This is a genomic window from Oscillospiraceae bacterium (genome assembly GCA_035380125.1).
Taxonomy (GTDB): Bacteria; Bacillota; Clostridia; order Oscillospirales; family JAKOTC01; genus DAOPZJ01.
Genome location: DAOSWV010000006.1, coordinates 20,144 through 41,115, shown reverse-complemented (window position 1 = coordinate 41,115; position 20,972 = coordinate 20,144). Strand labels below are relative to the sequence as shown.

Annotated in this window: 22 protein-coding genes; 7 read left to right on the top strand and 15 right to left on the bottom strand. The window is 51.7% G+C overall.

The genetic code is table 11. From position 1 onward, the window contains the following. Window positions 1-16: 16 nt before the first annotated feature. The 9 genes from PK629_03220 to PK629_03180 form a co-directional block, all read right to left on the bottom strand. The gene (locus PK629_03220; protein HOP10481.1) at window positions 17-610 is read right to left on the bottom strand and encodes a hypothetical protein; all 594 of its coding nucleotides are present in this window, start codon (window positions 608-610) and stop codon (window positions 17-19) included. Window positions 611-657: 47 nt separating this feature from the next. Next, complete coding sequence (locus PK629_03215; protein HOP10480.1) at window positions 658-1,281, bottom strand: hypothetical protein; 624 nt, start codon at window positions 1,279-1,281, stop codon at window positions 658-660. Window positions 1,282-1,478: 197 nt separating this feature from the next. Further along, window positions 1,479-2,849, bottom strand: a complete 1,371-nt coding sequence (locus PK629_03210; protein HOP10479.1) for a right-handed parallel beta-helix repeat-containing protein — start codon at window positions 2,847-2,849, stop codon at window positions 1,479-1,481. Window positions 2,850-2,965: 116 nt separating this feature from the next. Then, window positions 2,966-4,243: an adenylosuccinate synthase gene (locus PK629_03205; protein ID HOP10478.1), complete on the bottom strand. Its 1,278-nt coding sequence runs from the start codon at window positions 4,241-4,243 to the stop codon at window positions 2,966-2,968. Between the two features lie 12 nt (window positions 4,244-4,255). After that, window positions 4,256-5,692, bottom strand: coding sequence for an adenylosuccinate lyase (gene purB, locus PK629_03200; GenBank protein ID HOP10477.1), 1,437 nt, complete (start codon window positions 5,690-5,692; stop codon window positions 4,256-4,258). A gap of 5 nt (window positions 5,693-5,697) precedes the next feature. After that, the gene (locus tag PK629_03195) at window positions 5,698-6,405 is read right to left on the bottom strand and encodes a phosphoribosylaminoimidazolesuccinocarboxamide synthase (GenBank protein ID HOP10476.1); all 708 of its coding nucleotides are present in this window, start codon (window positions 6,403-6,405) and stop codon (window positions 5,698-5,700) included. 238 nt (window positions 6,406-6,643) lie between these two features. Then, window positions 6,644-7,237: an HD domain-containing protein gene (locus tag PK629_03190; GenBank protein HOP10475.1), complete on the bottom strand. Its 594-nt coding sequence runs from the start codon at window positions 7,235-7,237 to the stop codon at window positions 6,644-6,646. A gap of 116 nt (window positions 7,238-7,353) precedes the next feature. Further along, complete coding sequence (locus PK629_03185) at window positions 7,354-9,090, bottom strand: class I adenylate-forming enzyme family protein (protein ID HOP10474.1); 1,737 nt, start codon at window positions 9,088-9,090, stop codon at window positions 7,354-7,356. Further along, on the bottom strand, window positions 9,080-9,958 hold the full coding sequence (locus PK629_03180) for a 2-oxo acid dehydrogenase subunit E2 (GenBank protein ID HOP10473.1): 879 nt from the start codon (window positions 9,956-9,958) through the stop codon (window positions 9,080-9,082). Before PK629_03180 ends, PK629_03185 begins: the two co-directional genes overlap by 11 nt. Before the next feature lie 199 nt (window positions 9,959-10,157). Here PK629_03180 and PK629_03175 point away from each other — a divergent pair, with 199 nt between their 5' ends. After that, complete coding sequence (locus PK629_03175; protein HOP10472.1) at window positions 10,158-10,937, top strand: DUF3298 domain-containing protein; 780 nt, start codon at window positions 10,158-10,160, stop codon at window positions 10,935-10,937. Beyond that, the gene (locus PK629_03170; GenBank protein ID HOP10471.1) at window positions 10,934-11,227 is read left to right on the top strand and encodes a hypothetical protein; all 294 of its coding nucleotides are present in this window, start codon (window positions 10,934-10,936) and stop codon (window positions 11,225-11,227) included. The genes PK629_03175 and PK629_03170 overlap by 4 nt, the downstream gene beginning before the upstream one ends. Before the next feature lie 20 nt (window positions 11,228-11,247). Here the strand turns inward: PK629_03170 and PK629_03165 are convergent, their stop codons facing one another. Next, window positions 11,248-12,612 (bottom strand): MATE family efflux transporter, encoded by a 1,365-nt coding sequence (locus PK629_03165; protein ID HOP10470.1) that lies wholly within the window; start codon window positions 12,610-12,612, stop codon window positions 11,248-11,250. 143 nt (window positions 12,613-12,755) lie between these two features. On the opposite strand from PK629_03165, the gene rpsU reads away from it, so the two are divergent. The 4 genes from rpsU to PK629_03145 all read left to right on the top strand — a co-directional run bounded on the left by rpsU (window position 12,756) and on the right by PK629_03145 (window position 15,433). Further along, window positions 12,756-12,929, top strand: coding sequence for a 30S ribosomal protein S21 (gene rpsU / locus PK629_03160; protein ID HOP10469.1), 174 nt, complete (start codon window positions 12,756-12,758; stop codon window positions 12,927-12,929). A gap of 93 nt (window positions 12,930-13,022) precedes the next feature. Beyond that, window positions 13,023-13,523, top strand: coding sequence for a YqeG family HAD IIIA-type phosphatase (locus PK629_03155; GenBank protein HOP10468.1), 501 nt, complete (start codon window positions 13,023-13,025; stop codon window positions 13,521-13,523). Beyond that, the gene (locus tag PK629_03150; protein ID HOP10467.1) at window positions 13,514-14,365 is read left to right on the top strand and encodes a TIM barrel protein; all 852 of its coding nucleotides are present in this window, start codon (window positions 13,514-13,516) and stop codon (window positions 14,363-14,365) included. Before PK629_03155 ends, PK629_03150 begins: the two co-directional genes overlap by 10 nt. Next, complete coding sequence (locus tag PK629_03145; GenBank protein HOP10466.1) at window positions 14,366-15,433, top strand: aminopeptidase P family protein; 1,068 nt, start codon at window positions 14,366-14,368, stop codon at window positions 15,431-15,433. It begins immediately after the preceding gene. 156 nt (window positions 15,434-15,589) lie between these two features. Here the strand turns inward: PK629_03145 and PK629_03140 are convergent, their stop codons facing one another. Together PK629_03140 and PK629_03135 are read right to left on the bottom strand one after the other, a co-directional pair. After that, entirely contained in the window at window positions 15,590-16,054 is a 465-nt protein-coding gene (locus tag PK629_03140; GenBank protein HOP10465.1) for an NUDIX domain-containing protein, read from the bottom strand. Window positions 16,055-16,075: 21 nt separating this feature from the next. Beyond that, window positions 16,076-16,429: a hypothetical protein gene (locus PK629_03135; GenBank protein HOP10464.1), complete on the bottom strand. Its 354-nt coding sequence runs from the start codon at window positions 16,427-16,429 to the stop codon at window positions 16,076-16,078. 237 nt (window positions 16,430-16,666) lie between these two features. Between PK629_03135 and PK629_03130 the strand changes: the two genes are divergently transcribed. Continuing rightward, window positions 16,667-17,116 carry a GNAT family N-acetyltransferase gene (locus PK629_03130; GenBank protein ID HOP10463.1) on the top strand — a complete coding sequence of 150 codons (450 nt, stop codon included), beginning with the start codon at window positions 16,667-16,669 and terminating at the stop codon, window positions 17,114-17,116. 61 nt (window positions 17,117-17,177) lie between these two features. On the opposite strand, the gene PK629_03125 is transcribed toward PK629_03130, so the two are convergent. From PK629_03125 to PK629_03115, 3 genes are read right to left on the bottom strand one after another with little or no spacing between them, the layout of a single operon-like run. Next, window positions 17,178-17,804: a V-type ATP synthase subunit D gene (locus tag PK629_03125; GenBank protein ID HOP10462.1), complete on the bottom strand. Its 627-nt coding sequence runs from the start codon at window positions 17,802-17,804 to the stop codon at window positions 17,178-17,180. Window positions 17,805-17,808: 4 nt separating this feature from the next. Beyond that, complete coding sequence (locus tag PK629_03120) at window positions 17,809-19,185, bottom strand: V-type ATP synthase subunit B (GenBank protein HOP10461.1); 1,377 nt, start codon at window positions 19,183-19,185, stop codon at window positions 17,809-17,811. A gap of 12 nt (window positions 19,186-19,197) precedes the next feature. After that, on the bottom strand, window positions 19,198-20,958 hold the full coding sequence (locus tag PK629_03115) for a V-type ATP synthase subunit A (protein HOP10460.1): 1,761 nt from the start codon (window positions 20,956-20,958) through the stop codon (window positions 19,198-19,200). Window positions 20,959-20,972: the final 14 nt, after the last annotated feature.

Below are 20,972 nucleotides of genomic sequence, written 5' to 3'. Positions count from 1 at the left end.
TTGCCGATCATTTCGTTTAACTCACACTCGCTGTATCAAAAAAAGCCAAATAGGCATTTGCCTGTTCTTCATTCTTGCATGCGATATTAATATAAGTTAATACCCCTTCGGATGTAATTCGAATACAGCGACCTCGGTAAAAATCATCCGCACCTTCTAAAGTAAAACTGTAATAAGTATATCCCTGCCCGCAGAGAACCTTTTCAACCGTGTCTCCATATATAATATTCCAATCTGCACCATCATAATGCTGCGTTTTGCTTTGCGCTTTTAAAAGATTGATATACTGTTCAGCGGCCAAATTTTCGTCCATAATTTTATAATTGATGAACATCATCGAATGATCATCTGAAATCAAAATATCAGTATATTCCTCTTTGCTTTTTACATTATTAAAATAATCGTCGGCAAAATTGCCCCAAGCGATAATCTCTTCATCGGTGTCAATATGATACCCTTCGGGTACCGTCAGCCGAATACCCGCCTCGGTGTTGGTATAAGTATGTCCATCCCAAACGCCACGCGCCGGAACTGTCTCTTTCTTGGCACAGCCCAAAACGCCGATCGCCAGTAACGCAAAAGCCAAAATGCCGCAAACGAGTTTCTTCATGTCCCTGCCTCCTTAAAACTATGTATGTTGAATTCAAATAAAATCACTTACTTCACGCTTGCAGTATCGAAAAATGTCAGATAAGCGTTTACCCTTTCTTCGCTTTTGCCACGGATATCGATCAACACTGTCGCATTTGTCGAAGTGATCCGATAGCAGACTATTTGATAAAACTCTTCTATTCCCTCAAGCGTAAAGCTGCAACAGATGTATGTCTGACCGCAAAGTGTCAGTTCAAAATTTTCTCCGTATATTCTGTTGAGATCCGGACTTCCGTCGAGATAGTATGTATATTTTGTATTTCGGGCTTTATAAAATTCCAAGGTTTGCTCGGCGTCGATCTTTTTATCTTGACCGAGGTAATACTCAATATACATTCTTGAATAACTTCCCGAAGTTGTGTCTTGCACAAAAACATCCAAACAATTGTGTTTATTTTTCACATCTTCAAAGTAATCTTCGGAAAATCCGTATGTATCGATGATTTTTTCATCCGTTCCAATATCATATTCCTCCGGAACCGTCAGTTGAATGTTTGCTTCTTTATTCGTATATGTCCGTTCGGCCCAAACACCCCGCGCCGGAAGTTCAGTTCGATTAAGTCTGCTGTAAATCCAAAAACCACCGGCCAATAAAACGCAAATCAATAAAACACTGATGAGTTTTTTCATATTCTTTCCCTCCGTTAATTCCTTGTGGGAAATTATACCTCCGTTTTCTATCTTTGTCAATCCGCCCTGTAGCAGCACCGGGACAATCAAAAAACGGCTTTCCTTTCACAAGAGAAGCCGTCATTTATGATTTTATTGATGAACCACCCGCATTCTCCGGAGCGACAGGGGCGTCGCTCCCTACGAAACCGCACTTTTTATTCGACAGTCACTTTTCCCAGTTTTCCCGCTCCAGATGCCAGCGGGCTGTTGTACAGACGGTCAAAACGTACTTCATGCAGATAGATGGAATCCGGAGTTGTAATCGGCGTTCCGTTGACTTTTACATTGTGCAGCACCAACTCGCCAAGCGTACAGCGGACGTATGGGTCGAATACCTCATTACCGTTTTGAACGGAGGACTTCGGCCCGACCAGCAGCACCGCAGACGAGGGGTATTCGGGGTGAACCGTCAAATTGATGTTTTCCAACAAGATGCCGCCGATATCCGCGCCGATCTCGAAAAGGGCAATCCAGCCCGTCAGCGGATCGGAAGCCCTGTAATTCGGCAGTCCGTCAATAGGCGAATCCAGATCGGCGTCGATGTTCTCGAAATAAATATGATCTCCCGTGCCGATTCCGGTCAAAGACGGTTTCCCGTCCACCGGATACGAGCGTGTCTGCAAATACAGTTTGAAATTTTTAATTCCTCGGACATCCGAAAACAAGATGTTCTCGGTTGCGCAGTCGACGAAAGACCCGTCACCGTAATAATAAATACCGGGCAGAATCCGCAGCGCTTTATAATTACTGTCGCGGTATAAATCGAGATGTTCGCACAGTACATTTTTAATCGGCCCGAAGTTGATCGATGAGTTATCCCAGTCGAACGCGTTCAGCGCAACCAGATCGTCACCCACCTGCCCGCGAATGTTTCGGCAGACGACATTTTCGGAATTGCCGTTGATATGCAGCCCGTCCGCATAGCAGGACTCGAACGCGATATTTTCAAAAACAGCATCCTGAAGATTCCCCGCCTGCAATGCAAACCCCGCTGTATGCGAGAACGTGACATCTTTCAGCGTAAATCCACGGACGCCCGAAAACAAAAAGCAGGTGGAGACGCCGTATTTACTGTGTGCCTCGTCATATTTGCCCGTCGCTCCGCAGCCCCCGCGTTTGGTGCGGCATTCGACATAGGTGCCGCCCAAAAAAGAAATATCCTCATCTTCGGGCATTCCTTCGGGTGCCAATGCACCGTCGGTGACGTGTTCGTTGCGAAACATCAGTACGTCGGTTTCGGGCAGCAAACTGACAGTCGCCCCGTAAGCGACGATTTTCCGATGCGAGGGAATGGCGACCGACCTGTCAAGGTAATACGTCGTATCCGATGCCGGAATCACGACCGCCGCATGTTCTTCCAGCGCTTTTTCAAGCGCTTTTGTCCAACAAAGCCCCTGCAAAACCGCCGTCGTCAGCGTCTGATAATCGGTCACAAGACACGAATCTGTCAAAGATTCCGCCTCTTTGTTCCGCTTTTCTTCCATCGCCGAAAGCGACGCGCGTATTTCCCGTCTTTTGTCTGTCATAGAAATCTCCTGTCTGTTTTATATTCGATCTTTGTTATAATAGGTAATATTACACCTAAATACCATTTGACAATCAATAAAACAAAACGACCCCTTTAAAAAGGGGTCGTTTTTTATTACCGCAGAATAATGTCGTTTCTCGACGGGCCGTTGGAGATCATGCCGATGTGGATGCCGATATATTCCTCGGCGAACTCGATATATTTTTTGCAGGCTTCGGGCAGGTCACGGTAATTGCGAATACCCTTGATTTCACATTTCCAACCGGGCAGCGTCTCATAGACCGGTTTGGCATATTTGAGCTTGACGGTAGTCGGAAATTTATCGGTTACCTTACCGTCAATTTCATAGCCGACGCACACTTTTAATTCATCCAGATACCCCAGTACATCCAACACTGTAAAGGCGATTTTGGTTGCGCCTTGTAGCTTACAGCCGTATTTTGAAGCCACAAGGTCGAGCCAGCCAACCCGGCGGGGTCTGCCGGTGGTCGCGCCGTATTCCCCGGCGTCGCCGCCTCTGTGCCGCAGTTCCTCCGCCTCGTCGCCGAACAGCTCGCTGACGAACTCACCCGCACCGACCGCACTGGAATAGGCCTTGACGACCGCAACGATTTCTTGAATCTCATACGGCGGCACACCCGCACCGACCGTACCATATCCGGCAATTGTATTAGATGAGGTCACCATCGGATAGATGCCGAAATCGGGATCTTTGAGCGCGCCGAGCTGCCCCTCGAGCAGAATCGTCTTACCCGCAGCACGTGCGTCGCATAAAAATTCAAAGGTATCGGCGACATACGGACGCAGCATCTCGCGGTATTCGATCAGTTTTGCAAACATCACGTCGCCGTCGAGCGGCTCCTGTCCGTAAAGGCCGGTCAGAATGGCGTTTTTCTGTGCCAAAATCCCGTCGAGTTTTTCGCGCAGGGATTTCTCATCGTCGTAAAGTTCACTGATCTGAATGCCGATTTTGGCGTATTTATCGGAATAAAACGGCGCGATGCCGCTCTTGGTCGAGCCGAATTGTTTTCCGGCCAACCGGGCTTCTTCACACTCGTCAAACAGGATATGATAGGGCATCAGCACCTGCGTGCGGTCGGAGACCAGCAGCTTCGGCGCAGGCACATTGCGGCTTTTCAGCTCACCGAGTTCCTTGATCAGCTTTTCGGGATTCAACGCCACGCCGTTGCCGATGATATTGGTTATGTGGTCGTAAAATACGCCGGAAGGCAGCTGGTGCAGCGCAAACTTACCATAATTGTTGATGATGGTGTGACCGGCGTTGCTGCCGCCTTGAAAGCGGATGACAACGTCGGAATCGGCGGCCATCAAATCGGTGATTTTTCCCTTGCCCTCATCGCCCCAGCAGGAACCAACTATCGCTTTAATCATAATAATACCTTCCTAAAGTGTGATTTCGGCATCCGCAATACGAACGCTTTGATATTTCTCAAGCAGCGGCTTGATGACTTCATTCAAATATTCGGTCACCTGATGTGCGCTGCGTCCGGTGAATTTCTCGGGTTTACATAGTTTGATGAGTTCCTCTGCGGTCAGGCCGAATACGGGGTCGGCTGCGATGCGTTCCAATAGATCATTTTTCGCGCCCTCCTCCTTAACCGCTTTCGCGGCAGCCATCGAGTGGACGCGGATGCGCTCGTGCAGTTCCTGACGGTTTCCGCCGCGCTTGACGGCGTCCATCAAAATCGTCTCGGTCGCCATGAACGGCAGTTCGGCCTCGAGCCGCGCCGCGATAACCTTCGGATAGACCACCAGCCCGTCGGATACATTGCGCAGCAGTTCCAAAATCGCATCCGCCGCTAAAAAGCACTCAGAAATCGCAAGACGGCGATTAGCCGAGTCGTCAAGCGTGCGCTCAAACCACTGCGCCGAGGCGGTCAAAGCCGGATTCAAGGTGTTGACCTCGACAAACCGCGCCAGAGACGCCATGCGCTCGCTGCGCATCGGGTTGCGCTTATAGGCCATCGCCGACGAGCCGATCTGATTCTTTTCAAACGGCTCCTCGATCTCTTTTAAATGCTGTAACAGCCGGATGTCGTTGGAGAACTTCGCGGCAGTTTGAGCGATACCCGAAAGCACATTTAGCACGCGGCTGTCGGTTTTGCGCGAATAGGTCTGCCCCGACACCGGAACACTCTTTTCAAAGCCCAGTTTTTTGGCGATCATATCGTCGAGACGGCGGCATTTCGCATCGTCGCCCTCGAAAAGTTCCAAAAAGCTGGCCTGAGTGCCGGTCGTGCCCTTGACCCCGCGCGGATATAAAGTCAACAGCACAAATTCCAAATCGGTCAAGTCCATCACCAGTTCGTTCATCCATAACGTGGCGCGTTTCCCAACGGTGGTCGGCTGTGCGGGCTGGAAATGGGTGAATGCCAGTGTGGGCATCTCTTTATATTGTTCGGCAAATCCGGCTAAAATGCGAATCGCATCGACCAGTTTTGCACGCAGCAAAACCAACGCGTCGCGCATGATGATGATGTCGGTGTTGTCGCCGACATAACACGAGGTCGCGCCCAAATGGATAATCGGCGCGGCTTTGGGGCATTGCTTTCCGAAGGCCCACACATGCGCCATCACGTCGTGCCGGACCTCCTTTTCGCGGGCCTCGGCATCGGCGTAATTGACGTCTTTTTCATGGGCTTTCAATTCGTCGATCTGCTCTTTGGTAATCGGCAGGCCGAGTTCCGCTTCGGATTCCGCCAAGGCAATCCAAAGCGTGCGCCAAGTCGTAAATTTTTTCTCGGCGGAAAACAGATATTTCATTTCCCGCGAGGCATATCTGCCCTGCAGCGGAGATTCGTAAGATTGATACTCTTCCATGGTCGTCAATTCAGTCCAAGACGCTTCATCATCTCGGCATAGGCCTCTTCGACGCCGCCCATGTCGCGGCGGAAGCGGTCCTTATCGAGTTTTTCATGGGTTTTGATATCCCAGAAGCGGCAGGTGTCGGGCGAGATCTCATCGGCGAGAATAATTTCATCGCCATAGCGCCCGAATTCAAGTTTAAAGTCGATCAGTTCAACGCCGACCTCGGCAAAAAACGCCTTCAGCACGTCGTTGACCTTAAAAGCCATCTTGGTGATGGTGTCAATATCTTCTTTTGTTGCGAACCCGGCAGCCAGAACGTGATATTCGTTGACCATCGGGTCGCCGAGCGCGTCGTCTTTATAGGAAAATTCGAGCACCGGGCAGTTGAGTTCCATGCCCTCCTCGAGCCCGAGCCGTTTAGCCATACTCCCGGCGGCCTTGTTGCGGATGATGACCTCGAGCGGGACGATCTTGACTTTTTTCACAAGGGTTTCGCGGGGAGACAGCTGTTTGACGAAATGGGTGGGAATACCGTTTTTTTCGAGCAGTTGGAACAGATAATCGGACATCGTATTGTTGACGACGCCCTTGCCGACGATGGTGCCCTTTTTCTGACCGTTAAAAGCGGTCGCGTCGTCTTTATAATCGACGATGCACAGGTTCGGGTCGTCGGTGGCGAAGACCTTTTTGGCCTTACCCTCATAAATCTGCTGCAGTTTTTCCATACGCTTTTCCATCCTTTCGCATTTGTCAGGGTCGAAATAATCCTTTCCATCTGCCCCGGAAAACAAAATATGTGATAATTCGGGAAAAAATTCATTCCCTTTTTATCACATACCTCATTATAACAAACCACCGTCTTTTTTGCAACAACAATTTGCCGCTTTACGAATTTTTACGAATAAATATACACCGCATGATGCCGATCATGTTTTGTTCATCTTTTTTACTGCAGCAATCCGTTTATTCCGTCTCCTGCTCCGTCTCGGTCACAAATCCGCACCAGTTGTCGGCATATTGTAATAACAATGTCAGCGGCTTTTCGTGCTTTGCGACACTGCGGTTGTCCTCCACATACTGCCCGTCGTGATAGACGATGGCCTGCGTCTCCTCCTGAGTCAGCGGCAGATAGGGCAGCGCCAGCCAGATACTGCGTACCGGCACGCTTAAATAAGTCAGATCATTGTTGAACCGGTAGGGTACCGACGGGCCGTAGCCGTACCGTTTCTGTTTTTCGGTCGGTTCGTTTTCAAGATACTGCGGTTGGCCGGGGATACCGGCCTTGCCGAGGTCGTGCAGCAGCGCCACAATCACACAGCTCTCGTCCGAAAGCTCGGGTGCCAGCACGGCTTTAATTTTCAACAGGGTCTCGGCGACGTTGACGCTGTGCTCCAACAACCCGCAGTCCTTGCTCATATGAAACCGCATCGAGGCCGGTGCGGTCAAAAATGCCGTCTCCTGCTCGACGAATTCCATCAGCCGTTCAAACGCCTCTTTCCGCTCGGTGACCTTCTCTTTCAGCGCTTTATACCGCGCTGTCAGCGCATTGTATTCCATAACGTCTCCCTTTCATACACAAACAATCTATACTATTATTATATCGCTTTTTTCTGCCCTATACAAGCGCGAAAAGGCCGCCCGCTTCGGGCGGCCTTTAAATTCTTCAAATCTTCTCAATTTGCCGAAGCGGCGGCCAGTTTTTCGGCCTCTTCCTTTTCGAGCACCGTGTAGGCCACTTTGCCGACCAGGGTCTGCGGCAGCGACTTGCGGTATTCGATCTCATACGGCAGCGCGTATTTGGCGATGTTTTTTACGCAATGGTTGTAAATCTCGGACTTAACCTCATCGGTCGGCTCGTAGCCCGGCTTCAGCACAACAAACGCCTTGACCTTTTGTACCTTATATGGGTCGGGCACACCAATAACCGTCGACATCAGCACATATTCATGCGCGTCGATGATGTTTTCAAGCTGCGACGGGTAAATCGAATAGCCGGACGAGATAATCATTCTCTTCAGCCGCTGGCGGTAATAGACAAAGCCCTCCGCATCCATCGCGCCCAAATCGCCGGTATGCAGCCATTTCCGTCCGTCTTCGTGAATCTGCAGGCAGTCGGCGGTCTCGGCGGGGTTGTCAAGGTATTCGATCATGACTGACGGGCCGCTGATGCAAATCTCGCCCTCCTCGCCGTAAGGCGCGGTCACCTTGGTACCGGGTTTGACGATCTTGTAATAAGTATCAGGGAACGGCACGCCGATGCTGCCCTCTTTAAAGAAGCCGCGCGGCGTCAGGCAGCTGGCCGTGACGCACTCGGTCAGACCGTAACCCTCACGCACCTGCTCCTTGGAGCCGTGGTCACGCAGGAATTTATCGACTTTTTTCTTCAATTCGATCGACAGCGAATCGCCGCCCGAGAAAATGCCCTTAAGGCAGGACAGGTCCACGCCGTCCATGTTCTTGTTGCGCAAAAGCGCTTCAAACAGGGTCGGAACGCCGGCGATGACATTCGGCTGTTGTTTTTTCAATAACTGTGCATAGGTCTGAGCATTAAACTGCGGAACCAGGATACACTTCAAAGCGTTCGTAAGCGCGGTATGAATACAGACACCGAGTCCGAAACCGTGAAACACGGGCATGACGGCGAGCATCGAACTGCCGGGATCGATGCAGTCGCCCGCCGAAAAGGTCTGCATTGACAGGGCGTTAAAGCAGAGGTTCGACAGCAAAATGCCTTTGGTCGTGCCGGTTGTACCGCCGCTGTACAAAATGACCGCCGGATCCATTCCCTTTTTGGCCACACGGTAATTTCCGGTGTATTTTCTACCCGCAGCCATAAAATCCTTATATCGGATGATGTCGGCATCGGCGGGGATGGGTGGGATTTTGCGGCCCTTGGTCAGCATAAAGCCGATTTTCAGAATCGGATTCAATTCCTCGGCAATCGTGGCGATAATCACATGCTTCAGGGTGGTCAGCTGGGGCCGGATGTTTGCGATTTTGTTGTAAAACGCGTCAAGGGTCAAAACTGCAACGCTCTTTGAAAAGTTGAGATAGAATATGATTTCGCCCTCTGCCGACAGCGGGTGAATCATGTTGGAAAGCGCGCCGATCACATTGAGCGCATAAAACGCCGTGACGGCCTGCGGGGTATTAGGCATGCAGATGGTCACGCGGTCGCCCTCTTTGATGCCTATGGCTCTGAAGGCCTTGGCGCAGTCGAGAATATCGGCGACAAATTTTTTATAGGTGACCTTCGTGCCCATAAAATCATAGGCATAATAATCCGGATATTTATTAGCGGTTTTCTCGAGAAAATCAAACATCGAGATATCCGGGTAATCCAAATGCGCGGGGACATTGCCGTAAGACGACAGCCACGGTGCGGGGATGTTCGGTGCATCAAACGTCATAATCTACTTCCTCCTTGAATGGCTTATCCAACATTTCCGGATGAGCGAGAATGTATTTGAGAAGCTTTACCGATTTTGCAAAATAAAAGCCGTCGGCAATGCGTTCGTCCAAAGTGATGCCGATTTCCACGACGTCGCGGATCTCAAAACTGCCGTCGTCATGATAGACAGGCTCTTTATGGATCACACCGATGGTGGCGACAATGGAATTGGTGCCGTAGTTATTGAGGTGGTGATAAGTTGCACCGCACTTGATACTGCCGAGATTGGACAGCAATACAGTCGAATAATTGGTATCGCCGTCCTTGAGGGAATTGGGCATCCAGTCGTGCCTGTCCATCATCCGGAAAAATACCATAATCAATGACATTACGCAGCGCGGCAGTTTCTTAAAAAAGTCGAGCGCGTCGCCCATGTCGTTGGAACCGCCCTTGCGTAGTTTCGTAACGTCACCGACAACGCTTTTGCTGATATCGGATAATACCGTTTCGCCGTCGGCGATAGCCTTGACCAAAACCTCTTCGGAATGATCTTCGAAAGTGCGTTTGGCCATAAACGAGAGAGAGACCTTCTCGCGTTCATAGATGTGTTTATTGGCAATAAAACGGTTGAGCAGCGGGCGGTGGATGACCGTCTTGGCGACAGCGGCGGCAAAGACGTGGAATGCCGTTGTCTTATAAGGTGCATCGGGACCGTTTTTGGCGGCGACGAATTTTAACAGCTCCGTGACATCGAATTTTTCCTGAATATACACTTCGGCGTCACAGCGGTTGGGCATCAGATGGGGCATTATGTAATGCACGCCGTCCAGATCCTTAATCCGCCTCCCGTCATGCCTGTCACAAGACCGTTTTTTCGTTTCCGCCATTGATCATGACTCCTCTCAAAATCGCTGAATCAGCGCATGAAATCCGCACTTAGATTCTCATTATACTACACAATATTTGCGAATGCAACAATCATAATCCGCGCATTTTTTTGCCCGCCGATCAGCGTCCGCACCAATTCGGAGAACACTGCGTAAAATAGGAATGCAACCTGATTTTATAAAGGAGCGCGATGCTTTTATGAACGAGACTCTGCTCAAATGCGGATGTGTGGGCTACGATGTAATCGGCGAAACGACCGGCGACACGTTGAATTACGAAGAGACGCCCGTACTGCGCAGCAAGATCACACTGCCCAAACTGCGTACGACCGGCGCTGCGATCAACTACATAAAAATCAATGCCTGGTATCAAAACCTCGCCTCACAGGACCGCAATCATGCGCGGCTGGTGCTCTACCCCGCCGCGGTGGACGATTATCTTGACTCCGTCAAAGACAAACGTCCCTTTAACACCCATGAATTCCTCGTGACCTATGAAGCGCAGCTGGTCGCGCAGGACCTGTTTTCCGCCACGGTCGACACGCTGACCTATGAAGGCGGCGCCAATCCGACCACGGTCCGAGCCGCCCAGACTTGGCTGACCGGCAGCGGCTACATGCTCAAAGCCGAGGACTTTTTCAAACCCGCCTGCCGCTATAAAGACCTGATTTTCAGCAATGTGCTTGCGCAGGCCGAGGAAAAAGCGGAAGAACTGGCTTTGTTCCCGGATTTCCCCGTATTGTTGAAAAAATATCTCGATTGGAACAATTATTATCTGACCTGTTCCGAATTCGTGCTGTTCTATCAGCCGGTGACCATCGCACCGCACAGTTCCGGTATTGTCGAATTCAAAATCCCGCTGTCAAAAATGCGTTTTTGCATCCGTGACTGCTTCTTGAAACAACCGAATCGCTGTGACGACAGAGATTGCTGCGACAACGGCGTCAATCCGTTGAACATGCCCCCGCTTTACCGATGAGCGGCTGGGAATTATGGCTGATCCTGGTATTGGCGGCACTCGGGATTTGCTGTGTGGTCAATGCTGTCCTGCTCCAAATCACGTACCGTTCCCCGAAAAATCGGGAGATCGAATTGCTTCTCACCGGCGATAACGCCGAATGCCTGCTGCGGAGCACTTTGCAGGCGTCACGAGGCTCTTTTACAAAAATCATCGCCGTCTGTGAGGACGAGGAAGCCGAAAAAATCTGTGAGATCTTCTGCCGCTGCCACCCGAATATTATATGCCGCCGCTTGTCCGACGATACCTGAACGATTTCAGAAAACGCGATTTAGCGTGTGACGGTTCTGAGCCATTTTCCGCTTCTGACTCGAAAAATGCAGGCAAACGCCTTGGTGGGCTCGTCCACCTTCATTGCAGCCAGCACAAACGGCACCGGCAGCCGTAAAACCGCCGCCGCCAGATAACCGAGCGGCACACCGAGAAACCACAGCGCCCCGATCTCCAAATACATACAAAACCGAGTGTCGCCCCCGCCGCGCAGAATCCCGATCAGGCAGATACCCACAATCGAGACAAAAAAGGTGATGACGGCAATTACGGTAATCATCTGCCGCGCCAGTTCTTTGGTCGCTTCGTCGATATTGTAAAATCCGACCGCAAGGTCGCGCATAAAGAAGATCATTGCAAACGACACCGCGCCGATGCCGTAGGAGAGCAGCCGGAAAGTCGTCGCCTGTTCGCGTGCCTTTTTGTGGTCCTCCTCGCCGATCGTGCGTCCGGTAATGACCGCTGCCGCATTTGCAATGCCGAAAATGACAAGACAGGCCAGCTGCTGGAGCATACTTGCAATCGAGTTGGCTGCAACCGGATCACCTTCGGCATAGTCGATATGCCCCATAATCGAGGCCTGCACCGAGATACCGATGGCCCAAAGTCCCTCATTCAGCAGTACCGGCGTACCGTAGTGAATCAAATCCTTTGCCAGCAGCTTGTCAAACAGTTTGAGGTCGCGCAATTTAAATCCCAGCTTTTTATCAAAGCAGAACAGGTAGATCATGATGATGACAAATTCCGAAACGCGGGCAATCAGTGTGGCGATGGCGGCGCCCCGGATGCCCAGCGCCGGAAAGCCGAGATTCCCGAAGATCAGCACCCAGTTCAAAAATACGTTTAAAGCAAACGAAACAAGATTGATCCCCACCGAGATCTTCACCGATTCCACCGCCCGAAACAGACAGATCAGCATTGAACTGACGTCGAAGGTCAGGCAGGCGAACCCCATGATTCCAAGATACTGCGCGCCCATTCCGACAATCTCGGGATTGTCGGAATAAAGCAGCATGATTTGACGCGGTATCGACAGCGATAATACGGCAAAAAGCACTGAAACTACCGCCGCAAATTTAATCATCATCGCAAAAATCCGACGGATCGACTCCATATCCCGTTTGCCCCAATACTGAGCCACCAGCACCGAAGCACCGCCGGACATCCCAAACCCGAGGACGTATAATATAAACATCGGCTGACCGCCGAGTGACGCCGCAGAGAGCATTGATTCACCGTTTTCAGCGAGCCCAAGCATGATTGTATCCATCATTCCGGTCGCAAACGAGATCAGATTCTGCAGTGCGATCGGAACCGCAATCAACAGCATATTCCGATAAAAATGTTTCGATTTAATCAGGTGCATTCGATGAAAACCCCCAGTACGCAAAGTATAACATCAAAGGCTTTAAAGTCAACAAAAATTTGCACGGGCGGTTGACAAAGATGGAGGGCTATGATATACTGACCACATAACTCCTGCTTACAAGGCAAAGGGAGGGATAACAAATGGCCGAAGTTCATGTCAAAAACGAGTCGATCGATAACGCTTTGAAAAAGTTCAAGCGCCAGTGTGCCAGAGACGGCGTCCTGGCCGAAGTTCGCAAGAGAGAACATTATGAAAAGCCGTCCGTGAAGCGCAAGAAAAAGGCGGAAGCAGCCCGTAAACGCAAGTATTATTGAGGCCTTTCCCTGAGCGTAAACAGACAGTCGAAAAGATCTGTGCAAATCAGAGCGGGCTTACAGCCCGCTTTTTGCATGTTAAAGGATAGATTTATGAAAATTTTTACCCCGGACGAGATGTTTTCCGATCTCTGCGAAATCACAACCCAAATGTTGAAAACACGCGGCATCACCTGGCTGGCGCTTGATCTCGACAATACCATCACCCATGACTGCCACGATGAAATTCCGGAAAAAATCGCAGAAAGACTGAATGATCTCAAAGCCGCGGGAATTTCCCTCGCGGTCATTTCCAATAATAACTCCGCCCGGGTCAAACGCTTTGCCGATAAGTCGGGCCTGATTTGCATCCCACAATCCCAAAAGCCCAAGAAAAAAGGGCTGTTAGCAGCCTCAAAAGCCCTCGGCAAGCCCCTCAGTGAGGGCGCTGTCGTGGGGGATCAGATTTTCACCGACGTCTGGGCCGGTAAAAACGCCGGCATGGCGGTTTTTCTTGTCGAGCCGCTGGGCGAAGATCTCGGGTGGTTCGTGCGTTTCAAACGGCGTCTTGAACGCCTGACAAAAGCGGGAAGGAACAGAGCCACATGCAAATAAGAATCGGCCCCGCAGGCGGATGCGACGAATTTGCGGCCAAATATAAATCGAATATTTTTCTGCCGGAGTTTATCTCCGATTTCAATTTGAACGCCTTTGAATATCAGTGCGGAAGAGGTGTCAACCTCGCCGAAAAAACCGCCGAGATTCTCCGCGAAAAGACCGCTGCAATCGGCATGGAAATCTCTTTGCACGCGCCCTATTACATCTCGCTCTCGGGCATTGTCGAAGAAAAGCGGCTCAAGAGCCTCCACTATATTCTGCTCGCTGCAGCCGCGATTAAAAAACTCGGCGGAACACGCATTGTTGTCCACGCGGGATCGGCTTCGAAAATCTCCCGTACCCGTGCCGTCGAATTGGCCAAAGACACGCTGATTCGGGCGCAGAAAGCCCTCGACGAGGCCGAGATGAGCGATGTGATTATGTGTCCCGAGACCCTGGGCAAAGTCAATCAGTTGGGCACGGTCGAGGAGGTCTGCGAACTGTGCAAAATCGACGACCGGCTGCTGCCCTGTATCGACTTCGGACACGTCAACGCCATGACCAACGGCGGCATTAAGGGCAAAGAGGATTACAAAAAGATACTCGACACGATTGAAAACGCCCTCGGAAACGACCGCATGAAACGCATGCACATCCACTTTTCCAAGATTGAATATACCCTTGCGGGCGGTGAACAACGGCACCTGACTTTTGCCGATACCGTCTACGGACCGGAATTTGAACCGCTGGGGGAACTGATTGTCCGAAAAAACATGACGCCTTTTATCGTCTGCGAATCGGCCGGCACCCAGACCCGCGATGCCGCACAAATGCTCGAATTTCTGAATGGAGTGAAATAGATGAACAACACCAAAAAAATCGCTAAACTGCTCCCCGAGGGAATCGACGCGGCAATTTTCACCGACGAAAACGACCGCTTCTGGCTGACCGGATTCCGTTCAAGTGCGGGAACCGTCGTAGTCGGCCACGAAAAAAGCGCATTTTACACCGACTTTCGCTATATCGAGGCCGCCAAAGCCGCGATTTCGGGCACCGAGGTCATTCTGCTGGATAAACTTTTTGATCAGCTGACCTCTTTCCTCGACGGAATCAACGCCAAAAAAATCGCCCTGCGCGACGACAAAACCACAATTCGCCTCGCCCGTCAATACGAGACGTCGCTGCCTAAATTTCATCCGCAATTCTCAAGGGAACTCGCCGATCTCTTCGAAGGGGCTGTCATGCTCAAGGACGAAGAAGAACTCGAAACCATGCGCAAAGCCCAGCAGATTACCGACGAGGCGCTGGCCGCCGTTCTCCCGCAGATCAAGGTCGGTATGCCCGAAAAGGAACTTACCGCCAAAATTGAAGATGAGATGAAAAAGCGCGGTGCGGAGGGCGTATCGTTCGACCTGATCGTGGTCAGCGGCAAAAAGTCGGCCATGCCGCATGGCGTCCCCGACGGCAGCCCCATTCAAAACAACGCCTTTTTAACAATGGACATCGGCGTCAAATATAACGGCTATTGCTCAGATATGACCCGCACCGTCTGTGTCGGCCAACCGACTGAGGAAATGAAGAAGGTCTATGAAATCGTACTGGAAGCGCAGAGACGCGCTCTCGCCGCGATTGCCCCGGGTAAAATCTGCAGCGATATCGATAAAATCGCCCGTGATTACATCTATCAGTCCGGCTATGAAGGCTGCTTCGGACACGGACTGGGTCACGGGCTCGGTGTGATGATCCACGAAAGTCCCCGCTTCTCTCCTGCCTGCTCCACTGTCTTACAGCCCGGCATGGTGCTTTCGGTGGAGCCGGGCATCTATTTAGAAGGGAAATTCGGCGTGCGCATCGAGGATGTAATCTTCGTGACCGAGACCGGCTGCGAGGATATCACAAAGTCGCCGAAAGAGTTAATTTGTCTTTAAAACATAACGGCACCATATGTGGCAGCCTGCGTAACATCGTAGGGGCGAACTGCGTTCGTCCGCCAAATCCCCCTCTGAGGAGGTGTGTCACGAAGTGACAGGGTGGTTAAATATAAACAAAACGCCGGGTTGCACCGGCGTTTTGTTTTGTTATAATCATTCCTTATCCTGCCGTTTTGCCCACTCGGCGAACGCAGCGAAGGCCTTTTGATCGGGCGCACTGATGTTTTGGGGCAGATTACCTATATCAAACCACTTGAGTTCGACAACCTCGGATTCTTGCGCTTTGATTTCTCCTGAAAAATCCCGGCAGATAAAGTTGACCTCGATAATCTGTACCTGATCACCGCCCGGAAACGTATACGTCATCCCCTCGCCCGAAAAGATGCCCAGCAATTCCAACTGATTGGCAATCAACCCCGTCTCTTCAAACAATTCCCGTTTTGCGGTGTCCTCCACGCTCTCGCCGATCTCAACGCCGCCCGCATGCATCGACCAGCACAGATTGTCGGTGCGCTTTTGTAAAAGTACTTTCCCGTCTTGATAAACAAAAACACCGGCCCCGACGCCGATCAGCAGGTCGTGGCCGATTTTTTTGCGGATTTCTTCGATATACCCCATAATGCTTCTTTTATTGGCTGACTATTGTGTAATAAACGCATCAATTTCAAGCTCAATCGCTTCGATTTTTGCAGAAAGCTCTTTGTAGGAATCCTTTTCCATCTCAATACCGCCCTCGGGCAGATAGGGTGAGAGATTCACTAATTCCTGCCGAATGTCGTAATATTGCAGAATGTAATCGTCGGTTGCTGTTCCGGCCAAAACAGCGGCATCCTTGGCCTCGTCAAGTTCAGAAAACATTGCCATCAGACGCTCGTTCAGCTGTGCAGTTCGCTTTGTGCCGACCACAGCGCAACCGGATAGAGAAAACATCAATAGTGCAGCCATCGCAATACAAAGAAATGCGGTGAGCATTTTATTCTTTTTAATATTCATTCTTTTCCTCCGAAAGATTGTTTATTTTCAAGCAAGCAATTTACATGATTTAATGCGGAAAAATTCCGCAAAACAAACGTTGTGTACAAACAACGTTTGTTTATCAGGCATCATTTTAGCACATATTCCTGAATCCGTCAATTCGTAATAAATTCATATTGCTTTTTATATTGTGTCATTATATAATTCAGTCGTCACCGTGCAGAGCGGTGTCAATCTGAATAGCGAGGCCATATTATGACCGTCAGGGAAATTACACCCGAAGACCGAGAAACTTTCTGTAAACTCTGCGAGGACTTTTACAACACCGGGGCCACAAAACGCGGCTATGATCGCGACAGCGCCCTGCTGACCTTCAATCAGGTCATTTCCAAACACGAGAATCTGTTCGGCTATTTTATTGTCGAACCCGAACTTGCCGCCATCGCCGGGTATGCGCTCATCACCACCTATTGGTGTAATGAGGAGGCGGGCAACGTCATCATTCTCGACGAAATCTACATTGACCCGCTGTTCAGGCATCACGGGTTCGGCATCGGATTTTTAAACTGGTTGGACAAAGAGTTCCAAGGAAAAGCGGTTTCGGTGACGCTTGAGGTGCTCTCGACGAATCTGGCCGCGAAGGAGCTCTATTCCAAAGAGGGCTTCGAGGAAGACGGCTTCGTCACGATGTCCAAGAAACTGTAATTTTTTCTTTAAAATAAAAACCGGCGGCCTTTTTGACCGCCGTATTTTCTCTTGCATCGATTTATTGATCCTGCATCTGCTTGATTTTCATCAGGTTGACCCGCGTGCTGCGGTCGGCCTCGTCGAGCTTCATCGTGATCATGCGGATCGTCGATTTGAAGTTCGGGATCATAACATATTCAAGGGCGTTTACGCGCCTGCGGGTGCGTTCGATCTCCTTGGCCATCAGTTGACAGCTCTTTTCGACTTCGGCCAGTTTGATCAATTTTTCAAACACCGCCTGCATCCGTTCGAGCGCAAAGTCCAACTCCGCGGAAGTCTGCGCAAGACCGTAAGGCAATGATGTGTCCACGTTTTCCCGCTTTAAATCAAATACGGGCGTGTTGACGCTCATGATGTTACGCGTGCTGACGTCAACCGAAACGCTCTGCATCGGAAACAGGAGCGCCGATTCGAGAGCGGGCGCGCTCATGACCGCGCTGGCCACGACAAAATTGCCGAATGCCGCCGAGAGTTCCTTTTCAACTTCCATTCTCAGTTCGCGGTTCTGACGTACCAGCTCTATAAACTTTTTGACCAGCTCGTCCTGTTTATCTTTGAGTAGCTTATGACCGCGCGTTGCGGTAGTGAGCCTCCGCTTGAGCTGGGTGAGTTCCATTCTGGTCGGGCTTACGTTGGTGACGGGCATCGGATCAGTCCTTCTTCGGGTAGTATTTCTCGATGTAAACTTCCTTAATTCGTTTCAGTTCGGATTTCGGGAAGATGGTCAGCAGTTCCCAACCGATGTCGAGCGTTTGCGCAATGGTTCTGTCCTCGGTTTCGCCCTGCCCAACATAGCGTTTTTCAAACGCATCAGCGAACTTGGCATAGAGTTTATCCATCTCAGACAGCGCGCCTTCACCCAAAATCACGGCCAGTTCCTTGGCCTCTTTGCCGCGCGCGTAGGACGAGAACAGCTGGTTCATCAGGCCGTCGTGATCTTCACGGGTCTTTCCGGCGCCGACGCCCTTTTGTTTCAGACGCGACAGCGACGGCAGCACGTCCACCGGCGGCAGAATGCCCTTACGGTAGAGGTCGCGGGACAAAATGATCTGCCCCTCGGTGATGTAACCGGTCAGGTCGGGGATCGGGTGGGTTTTGTCGTCCTCGGGCATCGACAAAATCGGGATCTGGGTGATCGAACCGGTGCGGCCGCGAATTCTTCCGGCGCGCTCGTAAATCGAGGCAAGGTCGGTGTACATATAGCCCGGATAGCCGCGGCGTCCCGGGACTTCTTTACGGGCGGCGGAAATTTCACGCAGCGCCTCGCAGTAGTTGGTGATATCGGTCAGGATGACCAACACGTGCATGCCCATTTCATAAGCCAAAAATTCGGCGGCGGTCAGCGCCATACGCGGTGTCGCGACGCGCTCGATGGCCGGGTCGTTGGCCAGATTCATAAACAGCACCGTGCGGTCGATGGCGCCGGTGGAACGGAAGTCACTGATAAAATAGTCGGCTTCTTCGTAGGTAATGCCGATCGCGGCGAAGACGACCGCAAACTGCGTATCGGTACCCAAGACCTTTGCCTGACGGGCGATCTGGGCGGCGATGCGCGAATGCGGCAGGCCCGAACCGGAGAAAATCGGCAGTTTCTGTCCGCGCACGAGCGTGTTCAGTCCGTCGATGGACGAGATACCGGTCTGAATGAACTCGGACGGAAAATCACGGGCGGCCGGGTTGATTGGACGGCCGTTGATGTCGAGACGCTCTTTGGCGATGACAGGCGCGCCGCCGTCACGCGGATTGCCGAGTCCGTCGAAAACGCGTCCGAGCATGTCCTCCGAGACGCCCAGCTGCAGACTCTTACCTAAAAACCGGACGCTGCTGTCACGCAGGTTGATGCTCTGCGAACCCTCGAACAATTGAATCAGCGCTTTGTCTTTGTTGATCTCGAGCACTCTGCCGCGGCGTTTTTCGCCGTCCTGCGTCGTGATCTCAACCAATTCGTCATATTTAACGCCCTCGACCTGCTCGACCAGCATCAGCGGTCCGACGATCTCGCGAATGGTTTGATACTGCTTATACATCGGTCTGCCCTCCTACTTGGTCTCGCCGAGCGTCGCCGCGGTCTGGCGGCGGATGTCATCGGCGATACGGTCGAATTCTTTGATATCTTCTTCCGAAATGTCTTTTTCACGGGCGAGGTCATGCAGCACCGGCATCGCCATGATGTCGGACAAAAGCGCGCCTTTGGCAACCGCTTCTTCGCCCAGTTCATAAAACAAAATCTCGTTACGCAGCATCTTATACATCTTGTGCGCCGAGCAGTAGCTGTCGGTGTCGGAGAAGGAGTTTTGCTGTAAATAGTCCTCACGCAGTGACCTTGCGGCCTCGAGCCGGAACTGATCCGCGACGGACAGCGAGTCGATACCGACCAGACGGACGATTTCCTGCAGTTCGGCTTCGACCTGCAGCAGGCGCATGGCTTCGGTGCGCACCCGCACCCAGTCGGAACTGACGTGATTGGTGAACCAGTCCTCCAACCGCTCCAAATACAGCGAATAGCTGTTGAGCCAGTTGATGGCCGGGAAATGGCGGCGGTAGGCCAGCGCGTAGTCGAGTCCCCAGAAGACCTTGACGATGCGCAATGTCGCCTGCGTGACCGGTTCGGACAAGTCGCCGCCCTGCGGGCTGACCGCGCCGACAACCGTCAGCGAACCCTCTCGCCCGTCGCTGCCCAAACATTTGACTTTTCCACTACGCTCATAAAACTCGGCGGCACGGCTGCCTAAGTAAGCCGGGTAGCCCTCTTCGCCGGGCATTTCTTCGAGACGGCCCGACATCTCGCGCAGGGCCTCCGCCCAGCGGCTGGTCGAGTCGGCCATCAGTGCGACCGAATAACCCATATCTCTGAAATATTCCGCAATCGTGATGCCGGTATAAATCGACGCCTCACGCGCCGCGACCGGCATATCCGAGGTGTTAGCGACCAAAATCGTGCGTTTCATCAGCGACTCGCCGGTTTTCGGGTCTTTTAATTCGGGAAACTCGTTCAGGACGTCGGTCATCTCGTTGCCGCGTTCGCCGCAGCCGATATAGACGACCACTTCAGCGTCAGCCCATTTGGCCAGCTGGTGCTGAACAACGGTCTTGCCGCTGCCGAACGGACCCGGGATGCAGGCGGTACCGCCCTTTGCGACCGGGAAGAAGGTGTCGATGATGCGCTGTCCGGTGATCATCGGAACCAGCGGCGGCAGTTTTTCAGCATAAGGACGCCCGACGCGCACCGGCCATTTCTGGAGCATTTGCAGTTCTTTGTCGCCCTCGTCGGTCGTGATGACCGCAACCGGCTCGACAACCGTAAAGCTGCCCTCTTTAATCTCTTTGACTGTGCCCTCAAAACCCTTGGGCACCATAATTTTATGGGTGATGATCTCGGTCTCGCGCACCGTGCCGATGATGTCGCCGCGCACGACCTTGTCGCCCTTTTTTACGGTCGGGACAAAATCCCATTTCTTTTCTCGGTCGATTTTATCGACGGTGATACCGCGCCCGATGAAATCACCGCTCTTTTCGCGGATAACCTCCAGCGGCCGTTGAATGCCGTCGTAAATCCCCCCGACGATGCCCGGAGCAAGCTCGACGGAGAGGGGTTCGCCCGTGGTCACGACCGGCTCGCCCGGCCCCAGACCCGAGGTCTCCTCATAAACCTGTATCGACGCGTTTTCGCCGCGCAGCTCAATGACCTCACCCACGAGGTGCTGATTGCTCACGCGGACCACGTCGTACATTTTCACGTCGTCCATGCCGTCGGCGACCACGAGCGGTCCCGAGACCTTTGTAATTGTTCCGGCCATAATTGATGATTCCTTTC

Bases quoted from the DNA above. Each gene is read 5' to 3' on its own strand.
- PK629_03165 (HOP10470.1), bottom strand. From the start codon at position 12,612: ATGCACCTGATTAAATCGAAACATTTTTATCGGAATATGCTGTTGATT.
- PK629_03125 (HOP10462.1), bottom strand. From the start codon at position 17,804: ATGCCCGTCACCAACGTAAGCCCGACCAGAATGGAACTCACCCAGCTC.
- purB (HOP10477.1), bottom strand. From the start codon at position 5,692: ATGGAAGAGTATCAATCTTACGAATCTCCGCTGCAGGGCAGATATGCC.
- PK629_03215 (HOP10480.1), bottom strand. From the start codon at position 1,281: ATGAAAAAACTCATCAGTGTTTTATTGATTTGCGTTTTATTGGCCGGT.
- PK629_03140 (HOP10465.1), bottom strand. From the start codon at position 16,054: ATGGGGTATATCGAAGAAATCCGCAAAAAAATCGGCCACGACCTGCTG.
- PK629_03145 (HOP10466.1), top strand. From the start codon at position 14,366: ATGAACAACACCAAAAAAATCGCTAAACTGCTCCCCGAGGGAATCGAC.
- PK629_03195 (HOP10476.1), bottom strand. From the start codon at position 6,405: ATGGAAAAACTGCAGCAGATTTATGAGGGTAAGGCCAAAAAGGTCTTC.
- PK629_03135 (HOP10464.1), bottom strand. From the start codon at position 16,429: ATGAATATTAAAAAGAATAAAATGCTCACCGCATTTCTTTGTATTGCG.
- PK629_03220 (HOP10481.1), bottom strand. From the start codon at position 610: ATGAAGAAACTCGTTTGCGGCATTTTGGCTTTTGCGTTACTGGCGATC.
- PK629_03205 (HOP10478.1), bottom strand. From the start codon at position 4,243: ATGATTAAAGCGATAGTTGGTTCCTGCTGGGGCGATGAGGGCAAGGGA.
- PK629_03185 (HOP10474.1), bottom strand. From the start codon at position 9,090: ATGACGTTTGATGCACCGAACATCCCCGCACCGTGGCTGTCGTCTTAC.
- PK629_03120 (HOP10461.1), bottom strand. From the start codon at position 19,185: ATGTATAAGCAGTATCAAACCATTCGCGAGATCGTCGGACCGCTGATG.
- PK629_03155 (HOP10468.1), top strand. From the start codon at position 13,023: ATGAAAATTTTTACCCCGGACGAGATGTTTTCCGATCTCTGCGAAATC.
- PK629_03180 (HOP10473.1), bottom strand. From the start codon at position 9,958: ATGGCGGAAACGAAAAAACGGTCTTGTGACAGGCATGACGGGAGGCGG.
- PK629_03170 (HOP10471.1), top strand. From the start codon at position 10,934: ATGAGCGGCTGGGAATTATGGCTGATCCTGGTATTGGCGGCACTCGGG.
- PK629_03190 (HOP10475.1), bottom strand. From the start codon at position 7,237: ATGGAATACAATGCGCTGACAGCGCGGTATAAAGCGCTGAAAGAGAAG.
- PK629_03210 (HOP10479.1), bottom strand. From the start codon at position 2,849: ATGACAGACAAAAGACGGGAAATACGCGCGTCGCTTTCGGCGATGGAA.
- rpsU (HOP10469.1), top strand. From the start codon at position 12,756: ATGGCCGAAGTTCATGTCAAAAACGAGTCGATCGATAACGCTTTGAAA.
- PK629_03150 (HOP10467.1), top strand. From the start codon at position 13,514: ATGCAAATAAGAATCGGCCCCGCAGGCGGATGCGACGAATTTGCGGCC.
- PK629_03130 (HOP10463.1), top strand. From the start codon at position 16,667: ATGACCGTCAGGGAAATTACACCCGAAGACCGAGAAACTTTCTGTAAA.
- PK629_03175 (HOP10472.1), top strand. From the start codon at position 10,158: ATGAACGAGACTCTGCTCAAATGCGGATGTGTGGGCTACGATGTAATC.